Source organism: Azospirillum sp. Marseille-Q6669 (assembly GCF_965111635.1).
This window is the reverse complement of record NZ_CBCOOP010000002.1, coordinates 513,994-534,223: the sequence shown is the minus strand read 5'-3', so window position 1 is coordinate 534,223 and position 20,230 is coordinate 513,994. Positions and strand designations below refer to the sequence as shown.

Below are 20,230 nucleotides of genomic sequence, written 5' to 3'. Positions count from 1 at the left end.
GCGAAGACGCGAAGTCCGCAGCGGTAATCCATACCTCTTTCTTGCGTATTCATACCGAATACCGCAACAAAAACAAAGGCCCCACCTTCTGGAGGGGCCTTTTCATCGGACCAGCTTTTATGGAACCGGAGACGATCAAACGGCGCCGGGCGTGAAGGATGGCGGATCGCTGGCCGGGAAGGATTCCATCGACGCCTCGTCCACCTTCTCCTTCTCGTCGGCGTCGTCGTAGATGTCACCGGGATGGCGCGAGTACCGGTGGACACCCTGATCCACGTCTTCGGCGGGGGTGCCCGCCCCGTGGTGATAGCCGCCCAAATCCTCCATCATCGCCTTGGCCGGGCAATAGCCGGTCAGCCCGCGGGCGACCAGGGCGCCGCCGGCCAGAGCCAGAGCCGCCCCACCGACGGTCGGACGGCGCAGCCCGAGCACGGCGAGAAGCCCGCCGCCGACCAGCGACACCAGGCGTTCGGTGTGCCCGACGTTGATCATGCGTTCGAGATCGTCCGGCAGGGCCGCGTCGCGGCTGCCCATGCCCTGTTGGCTCGTCATCGCCATCGCTGCTCTCCTCGATCTTTTTCTATGGTCACTGCTGCGGGGCGGGCGGCGTGGACCCGCCCTGGTGTCCGCCCTGGTCCGGCGCCGGTGTGCCGCCGGTCGAACCGGACGAGCCCGGCTGTGCCGTCCCGTCGGGCTTGCGGGCCGTATCGGCCAGCGTGCGGGCCTGCGACAGCTCGCGGTTCAGCCGGTCCACCTCCTGCGACAGGCGCTGCACTTCCGACTGAAGCTGCGGCGATCCCGTAGCGCCGCCCTCCGGCATACCAACCGCGGCGAGGGCCGCACCGTCGCGCATCCAATAGGGCTGGACCCCGTAATAGGTGTGCAGCGCCACCGCCCATTGCCGGTCCGACATGTCCGGGCGGTTGGAGCGGGTGAACTGCGGCGCCGCGGTCAGCCGATCCTTGGTCACGTTCAGGACATAGCCATCGCCGGCCTGCGCCGGCTGGACCAATGCCCAGGGAACCGGGAAGTTGCGCTCGCCCAGACCGAGGAACCCACCGGCTTCGACCACGGCGTAGGCGACGCGCCCCGTGTTCGGATCGACCACCAGTTCGGAAATGGAGCCCATCTCCTCGCCGCTGGCGTTGTGCAGCTTGGCCTTCGACAGGTCGTCGGCGGCGACCACGCGCGGATGCTCGACCGCGCGCAGCAAGGCGTCGGCCTCGCCCAGGATGGTCTGGCAGGCCGGCTCGCCGCCCCGCTGCCCGGCGCGCTCGGCGGTCTGGCGCAGGGCGCGGAGCTGGCCGATCTCCTGCGGGCTGATGGAGGCGGGGGACTGGTTGCCGGCGGCCTCCAGCGCGCCGATGCGCTGGCCCAGCCGGTTCACCCCCTCCGGGCAGGTCTCGGCGAGCGCCGGCCAAGGCCCGAGCGCCCCCGCGATCATGGCGGCGCTGAGGAGCAGGCGTTTCATCGTGGGTGCCTCCGGCTTGGTTTCCGTGCGTGTGGTTCTCACGCTTGGAAAACAGCACGGCCAAGGCGGAGGTTCCGCGAATGCTTCTTCCGCGAAGCGGTCAGCCCGGAAGCGGCAACCCGCCCCGCTGAACGATGAAGGACTGGACCGCGTCCACCCCCTGCCCCGTCTTGATGTTGGTGAAGACGAAGGGCCGGTCGCCACGCATCTTCTTGGCGTCGCGGTCCATCACCTCCAGGCTGGCGCCGACCAGCGGGGCAAGGTCGATCTTGTTGATGACCAGCAGGTCCGACCGGGTGATGCCCGGACCACCCTTGCGCGGAATCTTGTCACCCGCCGACACGTCGATGACGTAGATGGTCAGGTCCGCCAGTTCCGGCGAGAAGGTGGCCGCCAGATTGTCGCCGCCCGATTCCACGAAGATCAGGTCGAGGTTCGGGAACTTGCGGTTCATCTCGTCGACGGCGGCGAGGTTGATCGAGGCGTCCTCGCGGATCGCCGTGTGCGGGCAGCCGCCGGTCTCCACGCCCATGATCCGGTCCGGCTTCAGCGCGCCGGAGCGGGTGAGGAATTCGGCGTCCTCCTTGGTGTAGATGTCGTTGGTGATCGCCGCGACCTCCCAGTCGTCGCGCATGCGCTTGCACAGCGCGTCGGTCAGCGCCGTCTTGCCGGAGCCGACCGGCCCGCCGATGCCCACGCGCAGGGGGCCACCATGGCTCTTGGAAATCGGGGCGGTCATGAGCGGAACAACCTCGTGTATTGGGTTTCGTGGATCATGGAGGTCCAATCGACGGCCATGGCGCGGCTGCCCAGATCGTCGAGCGGGGCGGCCAGCGCGGCCTCCGCCGCAGAGTGCACCACGGAATCGAGCGCCGCCAGGGCCTTCTGCCCGTCCGTCTGCCCCAGCGGCACCAGCCGCACCCCGGCGGAGACGAGGTTGGCGGCGAAGGCGTGCAGATAGGCCGACAGGGCGGGGCCTTCCGGCACGCCGATCGACGCGGCAGCCAGCGCCACCGCGACGGCGTAGGCGACCGGGCGGCCGGTGCCGGCGATCACTTGGTCCCAGCGCTCCATCCCCTCCAGCGGCCACGCGGCGCGCACGGCGATGAGGAAGGCCCGCCCCTGCGCGCGGCTCTCCAGCGCGGTTTCCGAGGAGGCGCGCATGGCGTCGGCGCGCTCGACCGCCCAGGCGAAGCCCGCCTCGTCGCCCGCCAGCACGGCGCGATGGGCGGCCACGAAGAGCATGCCGTCGGTGCGCCCGGCGCCGTGGCGCAGGATGCCGTCCATCCAGCGCGCCAGCGTGTCGCGATCGCGGACGAGGCCCTGCTCCACCGCCGCCTCGATGCCGTGGCTGTAGGAGAAGCCGCCGACCGGGAAGGACGGCGACAGCCAGGCGAGGAGCTTGGTGAGGTGGGTGGCCGAGACGGACCCCCACCCCGACCCTCCCCCGCTGCGCGGGAGAGGGTGCCTATCCTCGCTCAAATCCCCTCCCTCGCGAAGCGGGAGAGGGTTAGGGAGGGGGCAAGCGCCCTCAGTCATGCGAATGGCCGTGGGAGTGGCTGTGGGAATGGGAGTGCCCGTGAGAGTGCGAATGGTTGTGAGAATGCGAATGACCATGGTCGTGGTCGTGCCCATGGTCGTGGGAGTGATCATGCCCATGCGAATGGCCATGCCCCTGCCCCGAGTACGCCCCGCCCTCCGGCGCGAAGGGCGCTTGGATGGCCGCGACGCTGGCTCCCAACCCCTTCAGCATGTCCTCGATCACATGGTCGCGGCGCAGGCGGATGGTCTCGCCGACGATCTGCACCGGCAGGTGGCGGTTGCCGAGGTGCCAGGCGATGCGGGCGAAGCCCTCCGTCCCGCCGCCGCAGCGCACCTCCATCAGCTCCTCGTCGGCGGCGACCACGCGCAGGAAGGCGCCGTCGCCCAGTTCGAGCCCGTCGCCATGGTCGAGCGCGACCGCGCGCGGCAGGTCCAGCAGAAAGTCGGCACCCGCATCGTCCGTCATCACCATGCGCCGCCGATGGCGGTCGTCGAAGGCGAGGGTCACCGTGCCGGCCTCGCGCTCGGCGGGCCAATGGCCGCGGGCGTGGACTCGGGTGGCGCGGCGGAGCGTGTCGGTCATGGAGAAAGCCGTTCGAAGGGTGTGGGCCGGCCGAAGAAACGTCCCGCGAGGGCGCCGACCGGTTCCGCCGCTCCCGTGGTGAAGAAACGAAGGGCGCCCGCCGCCTCGCCAGCGGTCGGGGCCGGGGCCGGGGCGTATTCGGGGTGGCGCTCCAGGTAATTGTCCAGCGACCGGGCGACCAGACTGGGCTGGCACAGCACCTCCACCCCCGGCGGCAGCGCCTCCGCGAACAGATGCGCCACCAGCGGGTAATGGGTGCAACCGAGCACCGCCGCGTCCAGCGGCTGGCCGCCGAGTTGCGCCAGCAGCGCCCGCACATAGCCGCGCACCGCCGGAGCCAGTTCCGCGTCCCCCGCCCCGCGCTCGATCAGCGGGACGAGGTCCGGGCAGGCCTGCTGCACCACCCGCACGTCAGGCGCCCGCTTGCCGATCTCGCGCGGGAAGGAGCCCGACGTGACGGTGGCCGGAGTGGCGAAGACGCCGACCGTCCGCGGCTCCGGTCGCCAGTCGGCGGCGGGGCCGTCCTGCATCCAGGGCACGCGGGTGATCGCCTCGACCATCGGCACCAGGACGCCCAGCACGTTGCGGCCCGGATGGGCCACGGGCAGCCACGTCCGCTGCATCCGCCGCAGGGCCACCGCCGCCGCCGTGTTGCAGGCCAGGACGACCAGCCCGCAGCCCTCGGCGAACAGCCGCTCCACCCCCTGGACCGTCAGGCGGTAGATGTCCTCCTCGCTGCGCGGACCATAGGGAGCGGCGGCATGGTCGCCGAGATAGACGAAGGGACGCCCGGGAGCGGCGGCCACCAGCGCGCGCAGCACCGTCAGACCGCCATGCCCGGAATCGAAGACACCAATCACGAACCCGTCACCCCACACTCAGAACAGGAAGTACCGCTGCGCCATGGGCAGCACGTCCGCCGGCTCGCAGGTCAGGAGCTGGCCGTCGGCGCGCACCTCGTAGGTTTCCGGATCGACCTCGATGTGGGGTGTGGAATCGTTGTGGATCATCTGCTTCTTGCCGACGGCCCGCACCCCCGTCACCGCGACCAGCTCGCGCCGCAGGCCGAGCGAGCGCAGCGCCTCGTTCTCCAGCGACAGCTTGCTGACGAAGGTCAGGGAGCTGGCCTGCATCGCGCGGCCGTAGGCGCCGAACATCGGGCGGTAATGCACCGGCTGCGGCGTCGGGATAGAGGCGTTAGGGTCGCCCATCAGCGCCGCCGCGATGGTCCCGGCCTTCAGCACCATGTCCGGCTTCACGCCGAAGAAGGCCGGCGACCAGACCACCAGATCGGCCAGCTTGCCGACTTCGACCGAGCCGACGACATGGGCGATGCCGTGCGATAGCGCGGGGTTGATGGTGTATTTGGCGATGTAGCGCTTGACGCGGAAGTTGTCGTTCTCGCCCCTCTCCTCGGCCAGACGCCCGCGCTGGACCTTCATCTTGTGCGCGGTCTGCCAAGTGCGGATGATCACCTCACCCACCCGGCCCATAGCCTGGCTGTCCGAACTCAGCATCGAGAAGACGCCGAGGTCGTGCAGGATGTCCTCCGCCGCGATGGTCTCGCGCCGGATGCGGCTTTCGGCGAAGGCCACGTCCTCCGGGATGCGGGGCGACAGGTGATGGCAGACCATGAGCATGTCGAGATGCTCGTCCACCGTGTTCACCGTGAAGGGCCGCGTCGGGTTGGTGGAGCTGGGCAGCACGTTTGGCAGGCCCGCCACCTTGATGATGTCCGGCGCGTGACCGCCGCCCGCCCCCTCGGTGTGGAAGGCGTGGATGTTGCGGCCCTTGAAGGCGGCGATGGTGTTCTCGACGAAGCCCGACTCGTTCAGCGTGTCGGTGTGGATGGCCACCTGGATGTCCGTCTCCTCCGCCACCGTCAGGCAGGTGTCGATGGCCGCCGGGGTGGTGCCCCAGTCCTCGTGCAGCTTCATGCCGCAGGCGCCCGCCGCGATCTGCTCCAGCAGCGCGTCGGGACGGCTGGCGTTGCCCTTGCCGAAGAAGCCGAGGTTGATCGGCAGCCCTTCCGCCGCCTGGAGCATGCGGGCCATGTGCCACGGTCCCGGCGTGCAGGTGGTGGCCGACGTGCCCGCCGCCGGGCCGGTGCCGCCGCCCAGCATGGTGGTGACGCCGCTGTTCAGCGCCTCGTCCACCTGCTGCGGGCAGATGAAGTGGATGTGGGCGTCGATGCCGCCGGCGGTGACGATCTTGCCCTCGCCCGCGATGACCTCGGTCCCCGGCCCGACGACGATGGTCACGCCCGGCTGGACGTCCGGGTTGCCGGCCTTGCCGATGCCGGCGATGCGCCCGCCGATGATGCCGATGTCGGCCTTGACGATGCCCCAGTGGTCGATGATCAGCGCGTTGGTGATGACGGTGTCCACCGCGCCGCCCTGGCGCGAGGTCTGAGCCTGCCCCATGCCGTCGCGGATCACCTTGCCACCGCCGAACTTGACCTCCTCGCCATAGACGGTGTGGTCCTTCTCGACCTCCACGATCAGGTCGGTGTCGGCCAGCCGGACACGGTCGCCCACGGTGGGGCCGTAGAGAGCCGCGTATTCGGCCCGGTCGATGCGATGCGCCATTGTCTGATGCCCTCCGCTGGCGCCCTTTACAGGCTGCCGTTGACCTTGCCGTTGAAGCCGATGACCACGCGGTTGCCGGAGTAGGCGACCAGCCGCACGCGCCGCGTCTGCCCCGGCTCGAAGCGCACCGCCGTCCCGGCGGGAATGTCAAGCCGGAAGCCGCGCGCCGTCTCACGGTCGAAGGTCAGCGCCTCGTTGGTCTCGGCGAAGTGATAGTGCGAGCCGACCTGGATCGGGCGGTCACCGGCGTTGGCGACGTCCAACTCCACCGTGTCGCGGCCGGCGTTGAGTTCGATCTCGCCCGCGGCGGGGATGATTTCACCGGGTTTCATCGACGCTCCCCTTAGCGAATCGGCTGGTGGACGGTGACGAGCTTGGTGCCGTCGGGGAAGGTGGCCTCGACCTGGATCTCGTGGATCATCTCCGGGATGCCGTCCATCACCTGATCGCGGGTGATCACCGTCGCGCCGTCGCGCATCAGTTCGGCCACGGTGCGCCCGTCGCGGGCACCCTCCACCACATAGTCGGTGATGAGGGCCACCGCCTCGGGATGGTTCAGCTTCACGCCACGCTCCAGCCGGCGGCGCGCCACCATGGCGGCCATGGCCACGAGAAGCTTGTCCTTCTCGCGCGGTGTCAGGTTCATGGGGCTGTCTCTCCGCCTTCCCATTGGGTTGGCGGGATTATGCCACGTTGCTGCGGTGCGCCAATCCCTCTTCGATGAATCGCACCGCGTTTCCAACGCCGTCCTCGGCCCGGATGCGGGCGCCGAGCGCCGCGGCCCGGCCGCGCAGGCCCGGATCGCCGGTCGCCTCGATGGCACGGGCAAGTCCCTCGGCGGTCAGCGTCCGGCGGGGAAGCGGCGGTGGCGCGACGCCGAGATCGTGGAGCCGGGCACCCCAGAACGGCTGATCTCCCATGAAGGGGACCACCACCGCCGGCACGCCGGCGCGCAGGCCTGCCGCCGTGGTGCCGGCGCCACCGTGATGGACGACGGCGGACATCCGCGGAAACAGCCAATCGTGCGGCGCCGACTCCAGGCCATGGACCGTCCTCGGCAAGGCCGAGCAGTCGATCCCGCCCCACCCGGCGGAGAGCACCGCGCGCCGTCCGTTCAGGGCCGCGACGACCAGCCGCGTCGTCTCGGCGGGATCAAACCCGGCCATGCTGCCGAATCCGACATAGACCGGCGGCGGGCCGCTCTCCAGAAAGGCCGCGAGGTCGGGCGGCGGCGTGTAGGCGTCGGACTCGTCCAGGAACCAGAATCCGGTCGCCCGGATGAAGTCCGGCCAGTCGTCCGGCCGCGGCAGCACATGCGTCGAGAAGGCGTAGGGCATCGGCCATTTCGCCGTCATCAGCAACGGTCCCGGCCCGATGAAGGAGGGTTTCAGGCCCAGAACCGCGCGCCGCGCCCGGTTGGTCGGCGCCCGGAAGGTCTGCCAGACGAGCTGCATCATCGCCAGATGCAGGGCGTAGTTCACGACGCCGGGAAAGCGCCGGGGCGGCATCATCGGCGGTGGAAAGGCCCGCGTCGGCGCCATCGGCTGCAACGCCGTCCCGACGACCGGAACGCCCAGCTTCTCCGCCACCGCGACGCCCGCGTAGAAGGCGAGGCCGGAGGCGATGATCGCGTCGCTTCCCCGCGCCGCCTCCCAATATTCCCGCGTCCAGTCCAGCGCGTGGTCCTGGCCGAGGCGCAGCAGCGCCCGCATCATCTTGACGGGGTTGATGCCGTCGCGGAACAGCCCGTCCGCCTCCCGGCTGCCCGTCACCGCGCGCAGATCGCCGGACAGCGGGCTGTAGTCCAGGCCATGCCGCTCGATCACTTCGCGGAACTCGCGGTCGGCGGGAAAGGCGACGGAGTGCCCGGCGGCCCGCAGACCCTTCCCAAGAGCGACGTAAGGACGGATGTCGCCCTGGGACCCGTAGGTGACGATGGTGAAGCGCATGGGACCGGAGCTACGCCGGCAATCCCCCTTTGACAAGGGGACTCAGACCTCCCACAGCCGCGGCAATCTGACCGGCAGGCCCGCCGCCGCGGAGCGCAGATGGGACCACAGCGCCGCGTAGGCGCCGCGCACCGCCAGCGCCTCGCCGCCCAGGATGCGGACGACCAGCAGCCCGTCGAAGGCCGTGGCGCCGACCCGCACGCCCTCCAGCCCCTCCGCCGCCTCGCGCAGCGCGTCGCGCCGGGTCGCAGCGTCGGGGGCGGCGTGGAGCAGCGTGGCGCAGGCTCCGGCCCCGCCGAAGCCCGCCGGGTGGGCCAGCGTCTCGGCGAGGTCGCCGTCCATGTGCAGGGCGTCGGCCCAGGCGAGGCGGCCGTCGCGCACCACCTCCCAGGCGTCGCGGACAAGGCCGCGGGTGACCGTCTCGCCGAAGGCGGCGCGCCCGAAGACCAGCATCTCCCCGGCGATCAGGCGGGCGTCGCTCTCCAGTTCCAACCGGGTCAGTCGGCGCAGGCGGGAGCCCTCGAAGACGATGGCCTCCTGCGGCATCCATTCCAGCCAGCCGCCGGACTCCACGGTCACGCGGGTGTCGATGCGGCAGTCCTGCCCGGCGGAGCGGTAGACCTTCTCCGCCGCCTGCGTCGTCACCAGCGCCGCCGCCCCCGGTCCCACCGACAGGGCGACGTCCAGCCGGTCGCCGCCGACCAGCCCGCCCGAGGTGGTGACCAGCACCGCGATGGGCAGGTCTCCAGCCCGCGGGTCGGGCAGCAGCACCCGCAGCGGGTCGTGGTGGTAGAGCGTGGCGAGGCGCGTGGCCCCATGGCGATGCTCGAACCGCACCGTCGCCGCGCCATGGACGGCGACCTTCTTCATCAACGCATCAGCCACCGGTGGAACCCATCCCTACTTTCAACTTTTGGGCCTTTACATCCTCGACCGCCAACAGCACGCGTTCCGGCGTCGCGGGCGCGTCGAGGCGCACGGGCAGCCGGTGGCCGCCCACCGCCGCGACGGCGTCCTTCAACGCCAGCCACGCCGAGATGCCGAGCATCAGCGGCGGCTCCCCGATCGCCTTGGAGCGGAACACCGTGTCCTCCCGGTTGGGGCGGTCGGTGTAGAGCGCCACCCGGAAATCCTCCGGCAGCGAGCGCGAGGTCGGAATCTTGTAGGTGCTGGGCGCGTGGGTGCGCAAGCGTCCCTCGCCGTCCCACCACAGCTCCTCCGACGTGACCCAGCCCAGCCCCTGGACGAAGGCGCCCTCCACCTGCCCAAGGTCGATGGCGGGGTTGATGCTGCCCGAGCAGTCGTGCAGCACGTCGGCGCGGGGGAAGCTGTACTCGCCGGTCAGCGTGTCAATCAGCGCCTCCGTTACCGCGACGCCGCAGGAGAAGTAGAAGAAGGGCCGCCCCTCGCACTTCTCGCGATCCCACCAGATCTTCGGCGTGGCGTAATGGCCGGTGGAGGACAGCGACACCCGGTTCAGATAGGCGAGCTTCGCCACCTCCGCGAAGGTCATGGCGTGGTTCCCGGCGAAGACGGCGTTGTCGCGGAACTCCACCTTGTCGGGCGTGGTGTGGCAGTGCTGGGCGAGGAACGCCACCAGCCGGTCGCGGATGGTCCCTACGGCGATGCGCACCGCCATGCCGTTCAGGTCGGTGCCGGCGGACGCCGCGGTGGGCGGAGCGTTCGGCACCTTGTCGGTGGCGCTGGCGGTGACCCGCACCCGGTCCACGTCGATCTGGAACTCCTGGGCGGCGATCTGGGCCATCTTGGTGTGGATGCCCTGCCCCATCTCCGTCCCGCCGTGGTTCACCTGGATGGACCCGTCGGTGTAGACATGGACCAGCGCCGCCGCCTGGTTCAGGTGCTTGACGGTGAAGGAGATGCCGAACTTCACCGGGGTCACCGCCAGCCCCTTCTTCAGCACCGGGCTGCGGGCGTTGAAGGCGTCGATCTCCTCCCGCCGGCGGCGGTAGTCGCCGTCCCGCTCGATCCGGTCCATCAGCTCGGCCAGGATCTCCGGCTCCTCCACCGGCATCCCGTAATGGGTGGTGTCGCGGCCCGGCCCGCCGTAGAGGTTGGCGCGGCGCACGTCGAGCGGATCCTTGCCGAGGGAGCGGGCGATCTCGTCCACCACATGCTCGATGGCGATGACGCCCTGCGGCCCGCCGAAGCCGCGGAAGGCGGTGTTGGACACCGTGTTGGTCTTGCAGCGATGCCCGGTCACCCGCGCCGCCGGCAGGTAGTAGGCGTTGTCGGCGTGGAACATGGCGCGGTCCACCACGCCGTTGGACAGGTCCAGCGACACGCCGCAGCGCCCGGCAAGGTCCATCTCCAGACCCTGGATGTGCCCCTCGCCGTCGAAGCCGACGTCGTAGCGCACGAAGAAGTCGTGGCGCTTGCCGGTCATCAGCATGTCGTCGTCGCGGTCCAGGCGGAACTTCACGGGACGCTTCGTGGTGTTCGCCAGCAGGCCGGCGATGGCGGCGATCTGCGCCGGTTGGCTCTCCTTGCCGCCGAAGCCACCGCCCATGCGCCGGCACTCCACGGCGATGCCGTGCATCGGCCGCCCCAGCACCTGGGCGACGGCGTGCTGGACCTCGGCCGGGTGCTGGGTCGACGAATGGACCAGCAGGTCGCCGTCCTCCTTGGGGATGGCGTAGGCGATGTGGCCTTCCAGATAGAAATGGTCCTGGCCGCCGACCTCCAGCGTGCCGGTCAGCCGGTGCGGCGCCCCGGCGACCTCCGCCGCCGCGTCGCCGCGCCGGAAGGTCAGCGGCGGCGAGACGAAGCTGCCCTTGTCCAGCGCCGCCTCGGCGGTCAGCACCGCCGGCAGATCCTCGTAATACATCTCCACCAGCCGGGCGGCGGCGCGGGCCTGCAACAGCGTCTCCGCCGCCACGGCGACCACCGCCTGCCCGGCGTAGGTCACCAGCTCGTCGGCCAGGATGGGATCGCCGCGCTGGACGGTGCCGATGTCGCCATCCCCCGGAACGTCGGCGTAGGTGAGGACCGCGTGCACCCCCGGCGCCTGCTTCGCCCGCGACAGGTCCATGCCCAGGATGCGCGCGTGCGCCCGCTCGGACAGCCGCACCGCGACGTGCAGCGTGCCGGGCAGTTCCGGGATGTCATCGGTGTAGGCTGCGGCGCCCATCACATGCTTGCGGGCGCTTTCATGCTCGATGCCCCGGTGGACGCCACCGCGGATCGGTTGGATGGTGCCGCCGTCAGCCATGCACGGCCTCCAGGGAGGGCAATTCGGCCCCGGTCGTGTGAAGAAGGAAGCGCATCAGCAGATTCTTCGCCACCAGCGCCCGGTAGCGGTCGCCGGCCCGCATGTCGGTCATGGGGCGGAAGTCGCCGTCGAGCGCCGGCAGGGCCGCCGCCACGGCGTCCGCCGTCCAGGGCTGCCCGGCCATCGCCGCCTCCAGCGCCGGGGCACGGGCCGGGGTCGCCGCCATGCCGCCGTAGCCGGTGCGCAGCTCCGCCACCCCTCCCTCTCCGTCCAGCGTCAGCAGGAAGGCGGCGCAGACGGCGGAGATGTCCTGGTCCCGCCGCTTGGACACCTTCCAGGTGGCGAAGCGCTGGCCTTCGCGCGGCAGGGGAATGCGGATGCGCTCGACGAACTCGCCCGGCTTCTGGTCGTTCTTGCGGTAGCCGTGGTAGAAGCGGTCGAGCGGCAGCTCCCGCCGCACCCCGCCCCGGTTCAGCACCAGCGAGGCGCCCAGCGCCAGTAGGGCCGGCATGCTGTCCCCGATGGGTGAGCCGTTGGCGACGTTGCCGCCCAGCGTGCCGGAGTTGCGCACCTGCGCCGCCCCGATGCGGGTGACCAGAGCGGCCAGCTCGGGCACACGGCGCTCCAGAACCGGCAGCAGGTCGGTGTAGGTCACCGCCGCGCCGATCTCCAGCGCGTCGGCCCCCTCGCCGATCCGGTGAAGCTCCCGCACCTGGGCGAGATGGATCAGCGTGGGCAGGTTGCGCCCCTGCTTGGTCACCCACAGCCCGACGTCGGTCGCCCCGGCCACCAGCGTGGCGTTCGGGTGCGCGGCGAACAGGGCCGCCAGTTCATCGACGCTCCGCGGCGCGTGGAAGCTGGCAGCGCCCTGGGTGACGGTCAGGGACCCGTCGCGCTGGATGGAGCGCAGCAGGGTGGCGATGCCCTCCTCCGCCCGGTCGAAGCGGTCGTCGGTCCGCTCCGCCGCCATGGTCCTGGCGGCGTCGAGGATCGGGCGGTAGCCGGTGCAGCGGCACAGGTTGCCGGCCAGCGCGTCGTGGATCGCCCCATCGGTCAGGCCGCCGGATGCGACGCGCCCGTCATGATGGAGCGCGAACAGCGCCATCACGAAACCGGGGGTGCAGAAACCGCATTGCGAGGCGTGCTTGTCCACCATCGCCGCCTGGACGGGGTGCAGTTGCCCGTCCTCGCCGGCCAGATCCTCGACGGTCAGCAGCAGCTTGCCGTCAATCATCGGCAGGAAGAGGATGCAGGCGTTGACGGCACGGTAACGGACGCGCCCATCCGCGGCGAGATCGCCCAGCACCACCGTGCAAGCACCGCAATCACCCTCGGCGCAGCCCTCCTTGGAACCGGGGCGGCCGTTGGCGCGCAGCCAGTTCAGCACCGTGGTGGTGGGATCGGCGTCCCGCACCTCCACCACCCGTCCGCCGAGCACGAAACGCACAGAGCCCGTCATTGTCCCTCCTGTCGGGCGTTTCCGTCATAGTGCCGGAAAGTCTCCGCAGGCCGCAATGGCGGGCCGGCCGTCTAGCCATAAAGGCATGGTTCGGATGGATAAACGGCTTCTTCGGAAGGCGTCAGACGTCTTCGGGGAAGCATCCGCTGCGGGCGGCCACGACGGCGACCTGGGTGCGGTTGCGCACGCCCAGCTTCTGCATGATGGCCCGCACATGGACCTTCACGGTGCCTTCCAGCACGCCCAGCTCCCGCGCGATCTCCTTGTTCGAATGGCCGGCCAGCAGAAGCTGGAACACGTCGCGCTGCCGGTCGGTCAGCCGGTCAAGGATTTGGCCCGAAGGACGCGCGACCTCCGCCGCGACGTTGCCGGACAGGACGGCGCGCGGCAACGGCAGGAAGGTCTCCCCGGTCAGAGCCAGGGAGATCGCGTGTTCCAGCACCGCGGTGGAACTGGTCTTCAGGATGTAACCCCTGGCCCCCAGCCGCACGCTGTCGACGATGTCCGCCACCTCGTCCGACCCGGAGATGACCAGAAGCGGGCGGCGCCCCAGCACCTCGACCATGCGGCGCACACCGTCGCGCCCGCTGCGGTCGCCCAGGTTGAGGTCGAACAGGACCAGCGTCAGATCCGGCGTGCGGTCGGCGATGGCCATCGCCTCGTCCAGCGAACCAGCCTCCAGCACCTGCGCGTCCGGGTGGATCTCCCCCACCGAGAGGGCGAAGCCGTGCCGCACCAGGGGGTGATCGTCCACCACCAAAAACGTTTGCGCCCTGCCGGCCACCGACCGCTCCTTGCCGCGCGTCTGCAGCTGAACTTCCATTGCTTTGCTACCCCATCAAGCCGCCGAAAGCCGACTTGGAAAACAAAAGCGCCCCAATCCAGCTCGGCTTTCTGTCCAGCGGAAAAGTATAAAGGTACCTCTTTTGGACTTTGCGGAAGCAGCGCTATGCGAATTTCTATCGTTTCGAAGCCATTTATGATTCATTCGTATCGAGCTTCTTCCAAGCATCTTGCGCCGCTCCCTGACCATCCGTATAAATCATCGGGACAACCAGCGTAAAGCACGCTTTTTCGATACAATAAAGACGGCTTTTTTCCCTTTTCCCAGGCGAAAACGGACAACGATTGGCGTTGTGCGCTGCTCGTCACGGGTGGCGTCACGGAGGAGTTTCGATGAGAACCTGGAACGTCATGCTCGTGGACCATGATCGGCTGTTTTCGGCGGCGCTGGGAACGCTCATCAGCGGCGGCCCGTTCCGCGTCTGCCACCACGCCGCGACAGTGGAGGATGCCGAGGCGGCCATCGCGCAAGGTGTGCAGCCCGACCTGATCGTGGTGGCCCTGGGGGAGGCGACGAACGACGAAGCCGGCGGGGTGAAGCGCCTGCGCGCCGCCACCAGCGCCCGCATCGCCGTGCTGGCCGACGCCATCGCCGACCGCACGCTGTCGCTGTCGCTGAAAGCGGGCGCCGACGCCTATCTGAACAAGTCGATGTCGAGCGAGTCCCTACTGCGCGCCCTGCAACTGGTCATGCTGGGCGAGGTGGTCTATCCGACCCACGTCGCCAGTCTGCTGATCGCCAACGCCAACAGCGAGCGCCCGCAGCCGGAGCGCGCCCAGCCCGCCAGCAACGAACTGTCGAAGCGCGAGGTTCAGATCCTGCGCTGTCTGCTCGCCGGGCAGTCGAACAAAGCCATCGCGCGCAACCTGCACATCACGGAATCGACCGTGAAGATGCATTTCAAGAACGTGATGCGGAAGATCAACGCCCAGAACCGCACGCAAGCCGCGGTGTGGGCGATCCAGAACGGCCTGTCGCCGCTGGCGTCCGTTTAGAGAGTTTGTCCCCTCTCCCAGCGCAGGGGGAGGGGACGGTGCATTTTCACTCCGCCGCGCTGCGGTGGGAGCCGTGGCGGCCTTCGGCGAACTCCTCCACCATCTTGCGGCAGAAGGCCGGCAGATCGTCCGGCTTGCGCGAGGTCACCAGACCCTGGTCGGTGACGACCTCGCTGTCTTCCCAGTTCGCCCCGGCGTTGCCGAGATCGGCCTTCAACGATGGCCAGGAGGTCATGCGCTTGCCCTTGGCGCCGCCCGCGTCGATCAGCGTCCAGGGGCCGTGACAAATCGCGGCGATGGGCTTACCCGATTGGACGAAGCTGCGCACGAAATCGATGGCCTTGGGCTCCAGCCGCAGCGCGTCGGGGTTGATGACGCCGCCCGGCAGCACCAGAGCGTCGAAGGTGCCGGGGTCCGCCTGATCGAGCGTGACGTCCACTTCCACCCGGTCGGCCTTGTCGTGGTGGTTCCAGCCCTGAATCTGGCCGCCCTGGGGCGCCACGATCCGCACCTCGGCGCCTTCGTTGCGCAGCGCCTTCACCGGCTCGGTCAGTTCGACCTGTTCGAAGCCGTCGGTCGCCAGAACGGCGACGGTCTTCTTCTCCAGTTTTCCTGCCATGGGATCACCTCCTCGGTTGGCCTGTCCGGTCAGCAACCGGCGTACCTCTGGGGAGTTCCCTCCGGAACCGCCGCGCCCCCCCCATGTTCCCTTTGACGGACCGCGCGTCACAATCGGGAGCACAGACCCATGCGTTACAGCGGCACTTCGGCGGGCATCCTCGCCGCGTTCGCCATCGCCACGTCCCTGACTCTGGGCGTTCCTCAACCTGTCCAGGCACAACCTTCCCAGTCCGCCGAAACGGTGCGGACCGCGGAAGCATCCTATCCCCGGCTCTACCAGGGCTGGCGGGCCGGCGTGATCGTCGGGACGGACGTCGAGGGGCTGCTCGGCGAGGAGCTTGGGCAGGTGGTGGATCTCGTCGTCGGCCCGGACGGACGGCTGGAAAGCGCGGTGATCGAGGCCAGCGGCATGCTCGACGTCGGCGAGGCGCGCTTCACTGTGCCCTGGCACCAGCTCATGCCCGGATCGGTGGACGGAGTCCTGGCCTATCCGGTCACCGGCCCCGACACGCTGGACCTGATCCGCCGCCAGCAGCAGGCGGCTAGCCGTCCCGGTGACTGGCGCGTCTCCGCCCTGCTCGGCCAGCCGGCCAACACAGAAGGCGGAGCGACGGAGGCTGGCTTCTTCGGCACGGTCGAGGATCTGGTGTTCGACCGCAACGGCGCGCTCAAGGCCGTCGTGGTGACGCCCGAACCGGAGGGCGAAGGCCCTTACGCCGTGGCCTGGAAAGCGGCGGCGCTGGAGCCGGGCCTGACCTCCGTCACATTGCAGGCGACGCCGGATCAGGTGAAGGCGCTCGGCTCGTTCGACGCGGCACGCATGAAGGAATTCAACACCGCGCGCCTGAACCAGGGGGCCCAGGCGCGTCGGGAATAGGCCCGTCAGGCCGTCGGGTGGGCCACGCCGCCAACCGTCGGGCGGCTGGCCGCAGCAGCGGAACGGCCGTAGCGGGCGACGGTCAGCCCGTCCATGTCGATCTCCGTCCGACGCCCGCCGACCACGTCGGCGACCACCCGGCCCGAGCCGGCGGCCATCGTCCAGCCGAGCGTGCCGTGGCCGGTGTTGAGGAACAGGTTGCGCACCGGGGTCGGGCCGACGATGGGCGTGCCGTCCGGCGTGTTCGGGCGCAGGCCGGTCCAGAACTCCGCCTTCGAGAGGTTGCCGCCCGTCGGGAACAGGTCGCTCACCACGTGGTCGAGCGGGCCGCGGCGGTCCGGACGCAGCGTCAGGTCGAAGCCGGTCAGTTCCGCCGTGCCGCCAACGCGGATGCGGTCGCCCAGGCGGGTCACCGCGATCTTGTGCGTCTCGTCCATCACCGTGGATTCCGGAGCACCCGCCGGGTCGACGATGGGCAGCGTCAGCGAATAGCCCTTCACCGGATAGACCGGCAGGTCCAGCCCGAACGGCTTCACCAGCATCGGGGAGTAGCTGCCCATGGCGACGACGTAAGAATCGGCGGTCAGCGTGCCGGCGTCGGTGACCACGCCGGTAACCCGGCGCCCGTCGTTCTCCAGCTTGCGGATGCCGGTGTTGTAGCGGAACTCCACCCCCAGCTCCGTCGCCATCGCGGCCAACGCGTTGGTGAAGCGGAAGCAGTCGCCCGTCTCGTCGCCGGGCAGCAGCAGGCCGCCGACGATCTTCTCCTTGACCAGCCGCAGCGCCGGCTCGACGGCCGCGCAGCCCTCGACGTCCAGCAGGCTGTAGGGCACCTTGAAGCGGTCCAGCACGGCCATGTCGGTGGCGGCGGCGTCCACCTGCTTTTGGGTGCGGAAGACCTGGAGCGTGCCCTTGGCGCGCTCGTCGTAGCGGATGCCGGTCTCGTCGCGCAGGGCGCGCAGGCAGTCGCGGCTGTATTCGGCCAGCCGGACCATGCGGCCCTTGTTGATCTCGTAGGAACGCTCGTTGGCGTTGGCCAGCAGCTTCAGGCACCAGGACCACATCGCCGGGTCCAGCTTCGGCCGGATCACCAGCGGAGAGTGCTTCATCAGCATCCACTTCACGGCCTTCGCCATCAGGCCCGGCGCCGCCCAGGGCGCGGAGTAGCCCGGCGACACCTCGCCCGCATTGGCGTAGCTGGTCTCCAGCGCCGGGCCGGGCTGCCGGTCCACCACCGTGACCTCGTGCCCGGCCTTCGCCAGGAAGTAAGCGGTGGAAACGCCGATGACGCCGCTGCCGAGGACGATGACGCGCATGTGAAGGCTCCCGAGATCACGGATTTGTTCGCTCTTGCCTCGCAAACCCGATGCCAAGTGCCGGAAGCCGCGGAAACACTGGGGCGGACGGTTGCGCGCCGGACAAAGCCGTACACGAATCGTTACACATCACCGGAGATGCGCTTCCTGGACCCTGGATAAACTGGGCAAAACAATTGCTTGCTGCATCCGTACAGAAAACGTTACGACGTACATGGAAGTTTACAGATGCGCCCATTGTGGTACACTCACCCCTCGACCGGGGAGAGCCATGCGCATCGACGTCTTGTTTGCCGACCGGGTCGGCATCGCCCACGAGATCCTGGCCGTTCTCGCCAAGCGGCGCCTGAACGTCGTGGCGGTGGAGGTGGACCCGCCGCATATCCACATCGACGCACCGGAACTGGACGTGCCGGGCTTCGGCGCGCTCGACGCCGCGCTGCGCACCGTGCTGGGGGTAGAGTCCGTCACCCCCATCGACATCCTGCCCGGCACGCGGCGACGGCTGCACCTGGACGCCCTGCTGGCCGCCCTGCCCGACCCGGTTCTGGCGGTGGACCGCGCCTGCCGCATCGTGGTGGCGAACGCCGCCGCCGCGACGGTCGCCGGGCGCAGCGAGGCCGCCCTGACCGGCGCCGACTTCGGGCGGCTGTTCGGCGATGCGGAGCTGTCCGATCTCCTGGTGGACAACGGCTTCCGCCTCGCCGCCGGGCAGGAGGTCACGCTGAACGGCCAGCCCTTCCTGCTGGACGCCACGCCCATCGTGGAGGATGGGCGCCCCGCCGGCGGGGTGGTCACCCTGTTCGCGCCGAGCCGGCTGGGCGAGCGGCTGAACGCGCTGCAAAACTTCGACGAGGGCGGCTTCGACCGCATCCTCGGCGAGTCCGCCCCGGTCCGCTCGCTGAAGGCGCGGGCGGCGCGGGTCGCGGCGGTGGACGCGCCGTTGCTGATCCTGGGCGAGACGGGCACCGGCAAGGAGCTGATCGCCCACGCCTGCCACCGCGCCAGCCCGCGCCGCGACAAGCCCTTCCTGGCGCTGAACTGCGCCGCCGTTCCGGAGAGTCTGGCGGAGAGCGAACTGTTCGGCTACGCCCCCGGCTCCTTCACCGGAGCGCAGCGCGGCGGCAAGCCCGGCCTGTTGGAATTGGCCCACGGCGGCACCGTCTTCCTCGACGAGATCGGGGAGATGTCGCCCTACCTCCAGGCCAAGCTGCTGCGCTTCCTGAACGACGGGCGCTTCCGCCGCGTCGGCGGGGACCGCGAGCAGACGGTGGACGTGCGCGTGGTCAGCGCCACCCACCGCGACCTCGACGCCATGGTCGTCGAGCACAGCTTCCGCGAGGACCTGTTCTACCGGCTGAACGTGCTGTCGCTCCAAGTCCCGGCGCTGCGCGAGCGCGGCGACGACATCCTTCTGCTCGCCCGGCACTTCATCGCCCGTGCCTGCGCCCAGGCGCGCCGGCCGCCCTGCCGGCTGACCGTGGCCGCCAGCGCCGCCCTGCTCGCCAACCCCTGGCCGGGCAACGTCCGCCAGTTGGAGAACGTCATCTTCCGCGCCGTGACGATGAGCGACGGCGCCTATCTCGACGCCGCCGACCTGGAACTGGCCGGGGCGCGCATGGACGCAGAAACCGGTGGCGAGCCCGCCGAGCCGTCCAACTGGGACGAGGCGGCGGCGGCGTTCGAGCGCGGCCTGCTCCGCCGCCTCTACCCGCGCTACCCGTCCAGCCGCAAGCTGGCCGCCCGGCTCCACACCTCGCACACGATGATCGCGAACAAGCTGCGGAAATACGGGATTCCGGACGGGACATGAGCGCCGCGCTAAATGCGCGAGCGTTCCGCCTTGCTGTAGTTGCTGAAATGGCCCTCCGCAGCGGCGGCACCGCGGGCGGTCTTGAGGAACTTGTCGGCCTTGGTGTCCGGCGCGATGCGCGCCACCTTCCGCTCCAGCGCCGCCGATCCGCAGGAGGAGCAGACCGGCGTGTCCGATGAGCGCACCAGCGCTTCGAAGTCGTGGTCGCAGGCGGTGCAGCGGTAGGAGTAGAGCGGCATGGGAGTCCTCACACAGGTCGGGAACCAGGCACACCCATCATATCACGCAATTTTCTTATGGGTATAGCGCAGTGCAGCATTCTCACGCCGCCGATCCGTTCCGCGGTAGGATGCCGATACGAAGGCCCACACGAAGAATGAAGGAGGAACGGGTGATCTACGCCTTCAACGACAAGGTCCCGCACCTGTCGCCCAACTGCTGGGTGGCCCCCAGCGCCACCGTCGTCGGCGACATCCTGCTGGAGGAGGACGTGTCCGTCTGGTGGGGCGCGGTCATGCGCGCCGAGGAGGAGCGCATCCACATCGGCGTCGGCAGCAACGTCCAGGACAACGCCGTCCTCCACGTAGATCCCGGCTTCCCGCTGCTCATCGGCAAGAACGTGACCATCGGCCATCTGGCGATGGTGCACGGCTGCACCGTCGGCGACGGCAGCCTGATCGGCATCGGCGCCACCGTCCTGAACGGAGCCCGCATCGGCCGTGACTGCCTGATCGGCGCCCATGCCTTCATCGCGGAGGGCAAGGAAATCCCCGACCGCTCGCTGGTGCTCGGCGCGCCGGGCAAGGTGGTGCGCACGCTGTCGGACGAGGATGTGGAGCGGATGCGCGCCCCCGCCGCCGTCTACCAGGAGCGGTGGAAGAGCTACGCCAAGGGGCTGCGTCCCATCGCCGTTCCCGGCCAGCCCTGACAAGACCCGGTG

Annotated in this window: 21 protein-coding genes; 4 read left to right on the top strand and 17 right to left on the bottom strand. The window is 69.7% G+C overall.

All coding sequences use genetic code 11. The features are described 5' to 3' along the window. Window positions 1-135: 135 nt before the first annotated feature. The 14 genes from ACWPXE_RS13745 to ACWPXE_RS13680 form a co-directional block, all read right to left on the bottom strand. Window positions 136-558: a YgaP-like transmembrane domain gene (locus ACWPXE_RS13745; RefSeq protein WP_454018302.1), complete on the bottom strand. Its 423-nt coding sequence runs from the start codon at window positions 556-558 to the stop codon at window positions 136-138. Between the two features lie 28 nt (window positions 559-586). Then, window positions 587-1,471: a PRC-barrel domain-containing protein gene (locus ACWPXE_RS13740; RefSeq protein WP_454018301.1), complete on the bottom strand. Its 885-nt coding sequence runs from the start codon at window positions 1,469-1,471 to the stop codon at window positions 587-589. 100 nt (window positions 1,472-1,571) lie between these two features. Further along, window positions 1,572-2,210 (bottom strand): urease accessory protein UreG, encoded by a 639-nt coding sequence (gene ureG, locus ACWPXE_RS13735; RefSeq protein ID WP_014240314.1) that lies wholly within the window; start codon window positions 2,208-2,210, stop codon window positions 1,572-1,574. Continuing rightward, entirely contained in the window at window positions 2,207-2,953 is a 747-nt protein-coding gene (locus ACWPXE_RS13730; RefSeq protein ID WP_454018300.1) for an urease accessory protein UreF, read from the bottom strand. The genes ureG and ACWPXE_RS13730 overlap by 4 nt, the downstream gene beginning before the upstream one ends. A 49-nt stretch (window positions 2,954-3,002) precedes the next feature. Beyond that, window positions 3,003-3,596, bottom strand: a complete 594-nt coding sequence (gene ureE / locus ACWPXE_RS13725) for an urease accessory protein UreE (RefSeq protein WP_454018299.1) — start codon at window positions 3,594-3,596, stop codon at window positions 3,003-3,005. Beyond that, a complete protein-coding gene (locus ACWPXE_RS13720) occupies window positions 3,593-4,456 on the bottom strand; it encodes a glutamate racemase (RefSeq protein WP_454018298.1) in 864 nt (287 codons plus the stop codon). Before ACWPXE_RS13720 ends, ureE begins: the two co-directional genes overlap by 4 nt. Before the next feature lie 18 nt (window positions 4,457-4,474). Then, a complete protein-coding gene (gene ureC, locus ACWPXE_RS13715; RefSeq protein WP_454018297.1) occupies window positions 4,475-6,184 on the bottom strand; it encodes an urease subunit alpha in 1,710 nt (569 codons plus the stop codon). A gap of 26 nt (window positions 6,185-6,210) precedes the next feature. Then, a complete protein-coding gene (locus ACWPXE_RS13710) occupies window positions 6,211-6,516 on the bottom strand; it encodes an urease subunit beta (protein WP_454018296.1) in 306 nt (101 codons plus the stop codon). A gap of 11 nt (window positions 6,517-6,527) precedes the next feature. Next, window positions 6,528-6,830 carry an urease subunit gamma gene (locus ACWPXE_RS13705; RefSeq protein WP_014240308.1) on the bottom strand — a complete coding sequence of 101 codons (303 nt, stop codon included), beginning with the start codon at window positions 6,828-6,830 and terminating at the stop codon, window positions 6,528-6,530. Window positions 6,831-6,867: 37 nt separating this feature from the next. After that, the gene (locus ACWPXE_RS13700; protein WP_454018295.1) at window positions 6,868-8,133 is read right to left on the bottom strand and encodes a glycosyltransferase; all 1,266 of its coding nucleotides are present in this window, start codon (window positions 8,131-8,133) and stop codon (window positions 6,868-6,870) included. A gap of 42 nt (window positions 8,134-8,175) precedes the next feature. Next, window positions 8,176-9,018 (bottom strand): urease accessory protein UreD, encoded by an 843-nt coding sequence (locus tag ACWPXE_RS13695; protein ID WP_454018294.1) that lies wholly within the window; start codon window positions 9,016-9,018, stop codon window positions 8,176-8,178. Beyond that, window positions 9,011-11,365, bottom strand: a complete 2,355-nt coding sequence (gene xdhB / locus ACWPXE_RS13690) for a xanthine dehydrogenase molybdopterin binding subunit (RefSeq protein ID WP_454018293.1) — start codon at window positions 11,363-11,365, stop codon at window positions 9,011-9,013. Before xdhB ends, ACWPXE_RS13695 begins: the two co-directional genes overlap by 8 nt. After that, window positions 11,358-12,824 carry a xanthine dehydrogenase small subunit gene (gene xdhA / locus ACWPXE_RS13685; protein ID WP_454018292.1) on the bottom strand — a complete coding sequence of 489 codons (1,467 nt, stop codon included), beginning with the start codon at window positions 12,822-12,824 and terminating at the stop codon, window positions 11,358-11,360. The genes xdhB and xdhA overlap by 8 nt, the downstream gene beginning before the upstream one ends. Before the next feature lie 121 nt (window positions 12,825-12,945). Beyond that, window positions 12,946-13,647 carry a LuxR C-terminal-related transcriptional regulator gene (locus tag ACWPXE_RS13680; protein WP_237903670.1) on the bottom strand — a complete coding sequence of 234 codons (702 nt, stop codon included), beginning with the start codon at window positions 13,645-13,647 and terminating at the stop codon, window positions 12,946-12,948. 353 nt (window positions 13,648-14,000) lie between these two features. Here ACWPXE_RS13680 and ACWPXE_RS13675 point away from each other — a divergent pair, with 353 nt between their 5' ends. Continuing rightward, on the top strand, window positions 14,001-14,663 hold the full coding sequence (locus ACWPXE_RS13675) for a LuxR C-terminal-related transcriptional regulator (RefSeq protein WP_237903671.1): 663 nt from the start codon (window positions 14,001-14,003) through the stop codon (window positions 14,661-14,663). Window positions 14,664-14,709: 46 nt separating this feature from the next. Here ACWPXE_RS13675 and ACWPXE_RS13670 read toward each other — a convergent pair whose 3' ends face one another. After that, a complete protein-coding gene (locus ACWPXE_RS13670; RefSeq protein WP_454018291.1) occupies window positions 14,710-15,282 on the bottom strand; it encodes a type 1 glutamine amidotransferase domain-containing protein in 573 nt (190 codons plus the stop codon). Between the two features lie 129 nt (window positions 15,283-15,411). Between ACWPXE_RS13670 and ACWPXE_RS13665 the strand changes: the two genes are divergently transcribed. Next, on the top strand, window positions 15,412-16,161 hold the full coding sequence (locus tag ACWPXE_RS13665; protein WP_454018290.1) for a hypothetical protein: 750 nt from the start codon (window positions 15,412-15,414) through the stop codon (window positions 16,159-16,161). Window positions 16,162-16,166: 5 nt separating this feature from the next. Here the strand turns inward: ACWPXE_RS13665 and ACWPXE_RS13660 are convergent, their stop codons facing one another. Then, window positions 16,167-17,597: a D-amino acid dehydrogenase gene (locus ACWPXE_RS13660; RefSeq protein WP_454018773.1), complete on the bottom strand. Its 1,431-nt coding sequence runs from the start codon at window positions 17,595-17,597 to the stop codon at window positions 16,167-16,169. Window positions 17,598-17,748: 151 nt separating this feature from the next. Here ACWPXE_RS13660 and ACWPXE_RS13655 point away from each other — a divergent pair, with 151 nt between their 5' ends. Continuing rightward, on the top strand, window positions 17,749-19,290 hold the full coding sequence (locus ACWPXE_RS13655) for a sigma 54-interacting transcriptional regulator (protein WP_454018289.1): 1,542 nt from the start codon (window positions 17,749-17,751) through the stop codon (window positions 19,288-19,290). A gap of 8 nt (window positions 19,291-19,298) precedes the next feature. Here the strand turns inward: ACWPXE_RS13655 and ACWPXE_RS13650 are convergent, their stop codons facing one another. Then, window positions 19,299-19,529, bottom strand: a complete 231-nt coding sequence (locus ACWPXE_RS13650; RefSeq protein WP_237903676.1) for an FmdB family zinc ribbon protein — start codon at window positions 19,527-19,529, stop codon at window positions 19,299-19,301. Window positions 19,530-19,666: 137 nt separating this feature from the next. On the opposite strand from ACWPXE_RS13650, the gene ACWPXE_RS13645 reads away from it, so the two are divergent. After that, on the top strand, window positions 19,667-20,218 hold the full coding sequence (locus tag ACWPXE_RS13645; protein ID WP_454018288.1) for a gamma carbonic anhydrase family protein: 552 nt from the start codon (window positions 19,667-19,669) through the stop codon (window positions 20,216-20,218). Window positions 20,219-20,230: the final 12 nt, after the last annotated feature.

Bases quoted from the DNA above. Each gene is read 5' to 3' on its own strand.
- ureE (WP_454018299.1), bottom strand. From the start codon at position 3,596: ATGACCGACACGCTCCGCCGCGCCACCCGAGTCCACGCCCGCGGCCAT.
- xdhA (WP_454018292.1), bottom strand. From the start codon at position 12,824: ATGACGGGCTCTGTGCGTTTCGTGCTCGGCGGACGGGTGGTGGAGGTG.
- ACWPXE_RS13740 (WP_454018301.1), bottom strand. From the start codon at position 1,471: ATGAAACGCCTGCTCCTCAGCGCCGCCATGATCGCGGGGGCGCTCGGG.
- ACWPXE_RS13655 (WP_454018289.1), top strand. From the start codon at position 17,749: ATGCGCATCGACGTCTTGTTTGCCGACCGGGTCGGCATCGCCCACGAG.
- ACWPXE_RS13675 (WP_237903671.1), top strand. From the start codon at position 14,001: ATGAGAACCTGGAACGTCATGCTCGTGGACCATGATCGGCTGTTTTCG.
- ACWPXE_RS13670 (WP_454018291.1), bottom strand. From the start codon at position 15,282: ATGGCAGGAAAACTGGAGAAGAAGACCGTCGCCGTTCTGGCGACCGAC.
- ACWPXE_RS13710 (WP_454018296.1), bottom strand. From the start codon at position 6,516: ATGAAACCCGGTGAAATCATCCCCGCCGCGGGCGAGATCGAACTCAAC.
- ACWPXE_RS13700 (WP_454018295.1), bottom strand. From the start codon at position 8,133: ATGCGCTTCACCATCGTCACCTACGGGTCCCAGGGCGACATCCGTCCT.
- ACWPXE_RS13705 (WP_014240308.1), bottom strand. From the start codon at position 6,830: ATGAACCTGACACCGCGCGAGAAGGACAAGCTTCTCGTGGCCATGGCC.
- xdhB (WP_454018293.1), bottom strand. From the start codon at position 11,365: ATGGCTGACGGCGGCACCATCCAACCGATCCGCGGTGGCGTCCACCGG.
- ACWPXE_RS13680 (WP_237903670.1), bottom strand. From the start codon at position 13,647: ATGGAAGTTCAGCTGCAGACGCGCGGCAAGGAGCGGTCGGTGGCCGGC.
- ACWPXE_RS13665 (WP_454018290.1), top strand. From the start codon at position 15,412: ATGCGTTACAGCGGCACTTCGGCGGGCATCCTCGCCGCGTTCGCCATC.
- ACWPXE_RS13645 (WP_454018288.1), top strand. From the start codon at position 19,667: ATGAAGGAGGAACGGGTGATCTACGCCTTCAACGACAAGGTCCCGCAC.
- ACWPXE_RS13650 (WP_237903676.1), bottom strand. From the start codon at position 19,529: ATGCCGCTCTACTCCTACCGCTGCACCGCCTGCGACCACGACTTCGAA.
- ureG (WP_014240314.1), bottom strand. From the start codon at position 2,210: ATGACCGCCCCGATTTCCAAGAGCCATGGTGGCCCCCTGCGCGTGGGC.
- ureC (WP_454018297.1), bottom strand. From the start codon at position 6,184: ATGGCGCATCGCATCGACCGGGCCGAATACGCGGCTCTCTACGGCCCC.
- ACWPXE_RS13745 (WP_454018302.1), bottom strand. From the start codon at position 558: ATGGCGATGACGAGCCAACAGGGCATGGGCAGCCGCGACGCGGCCCTG.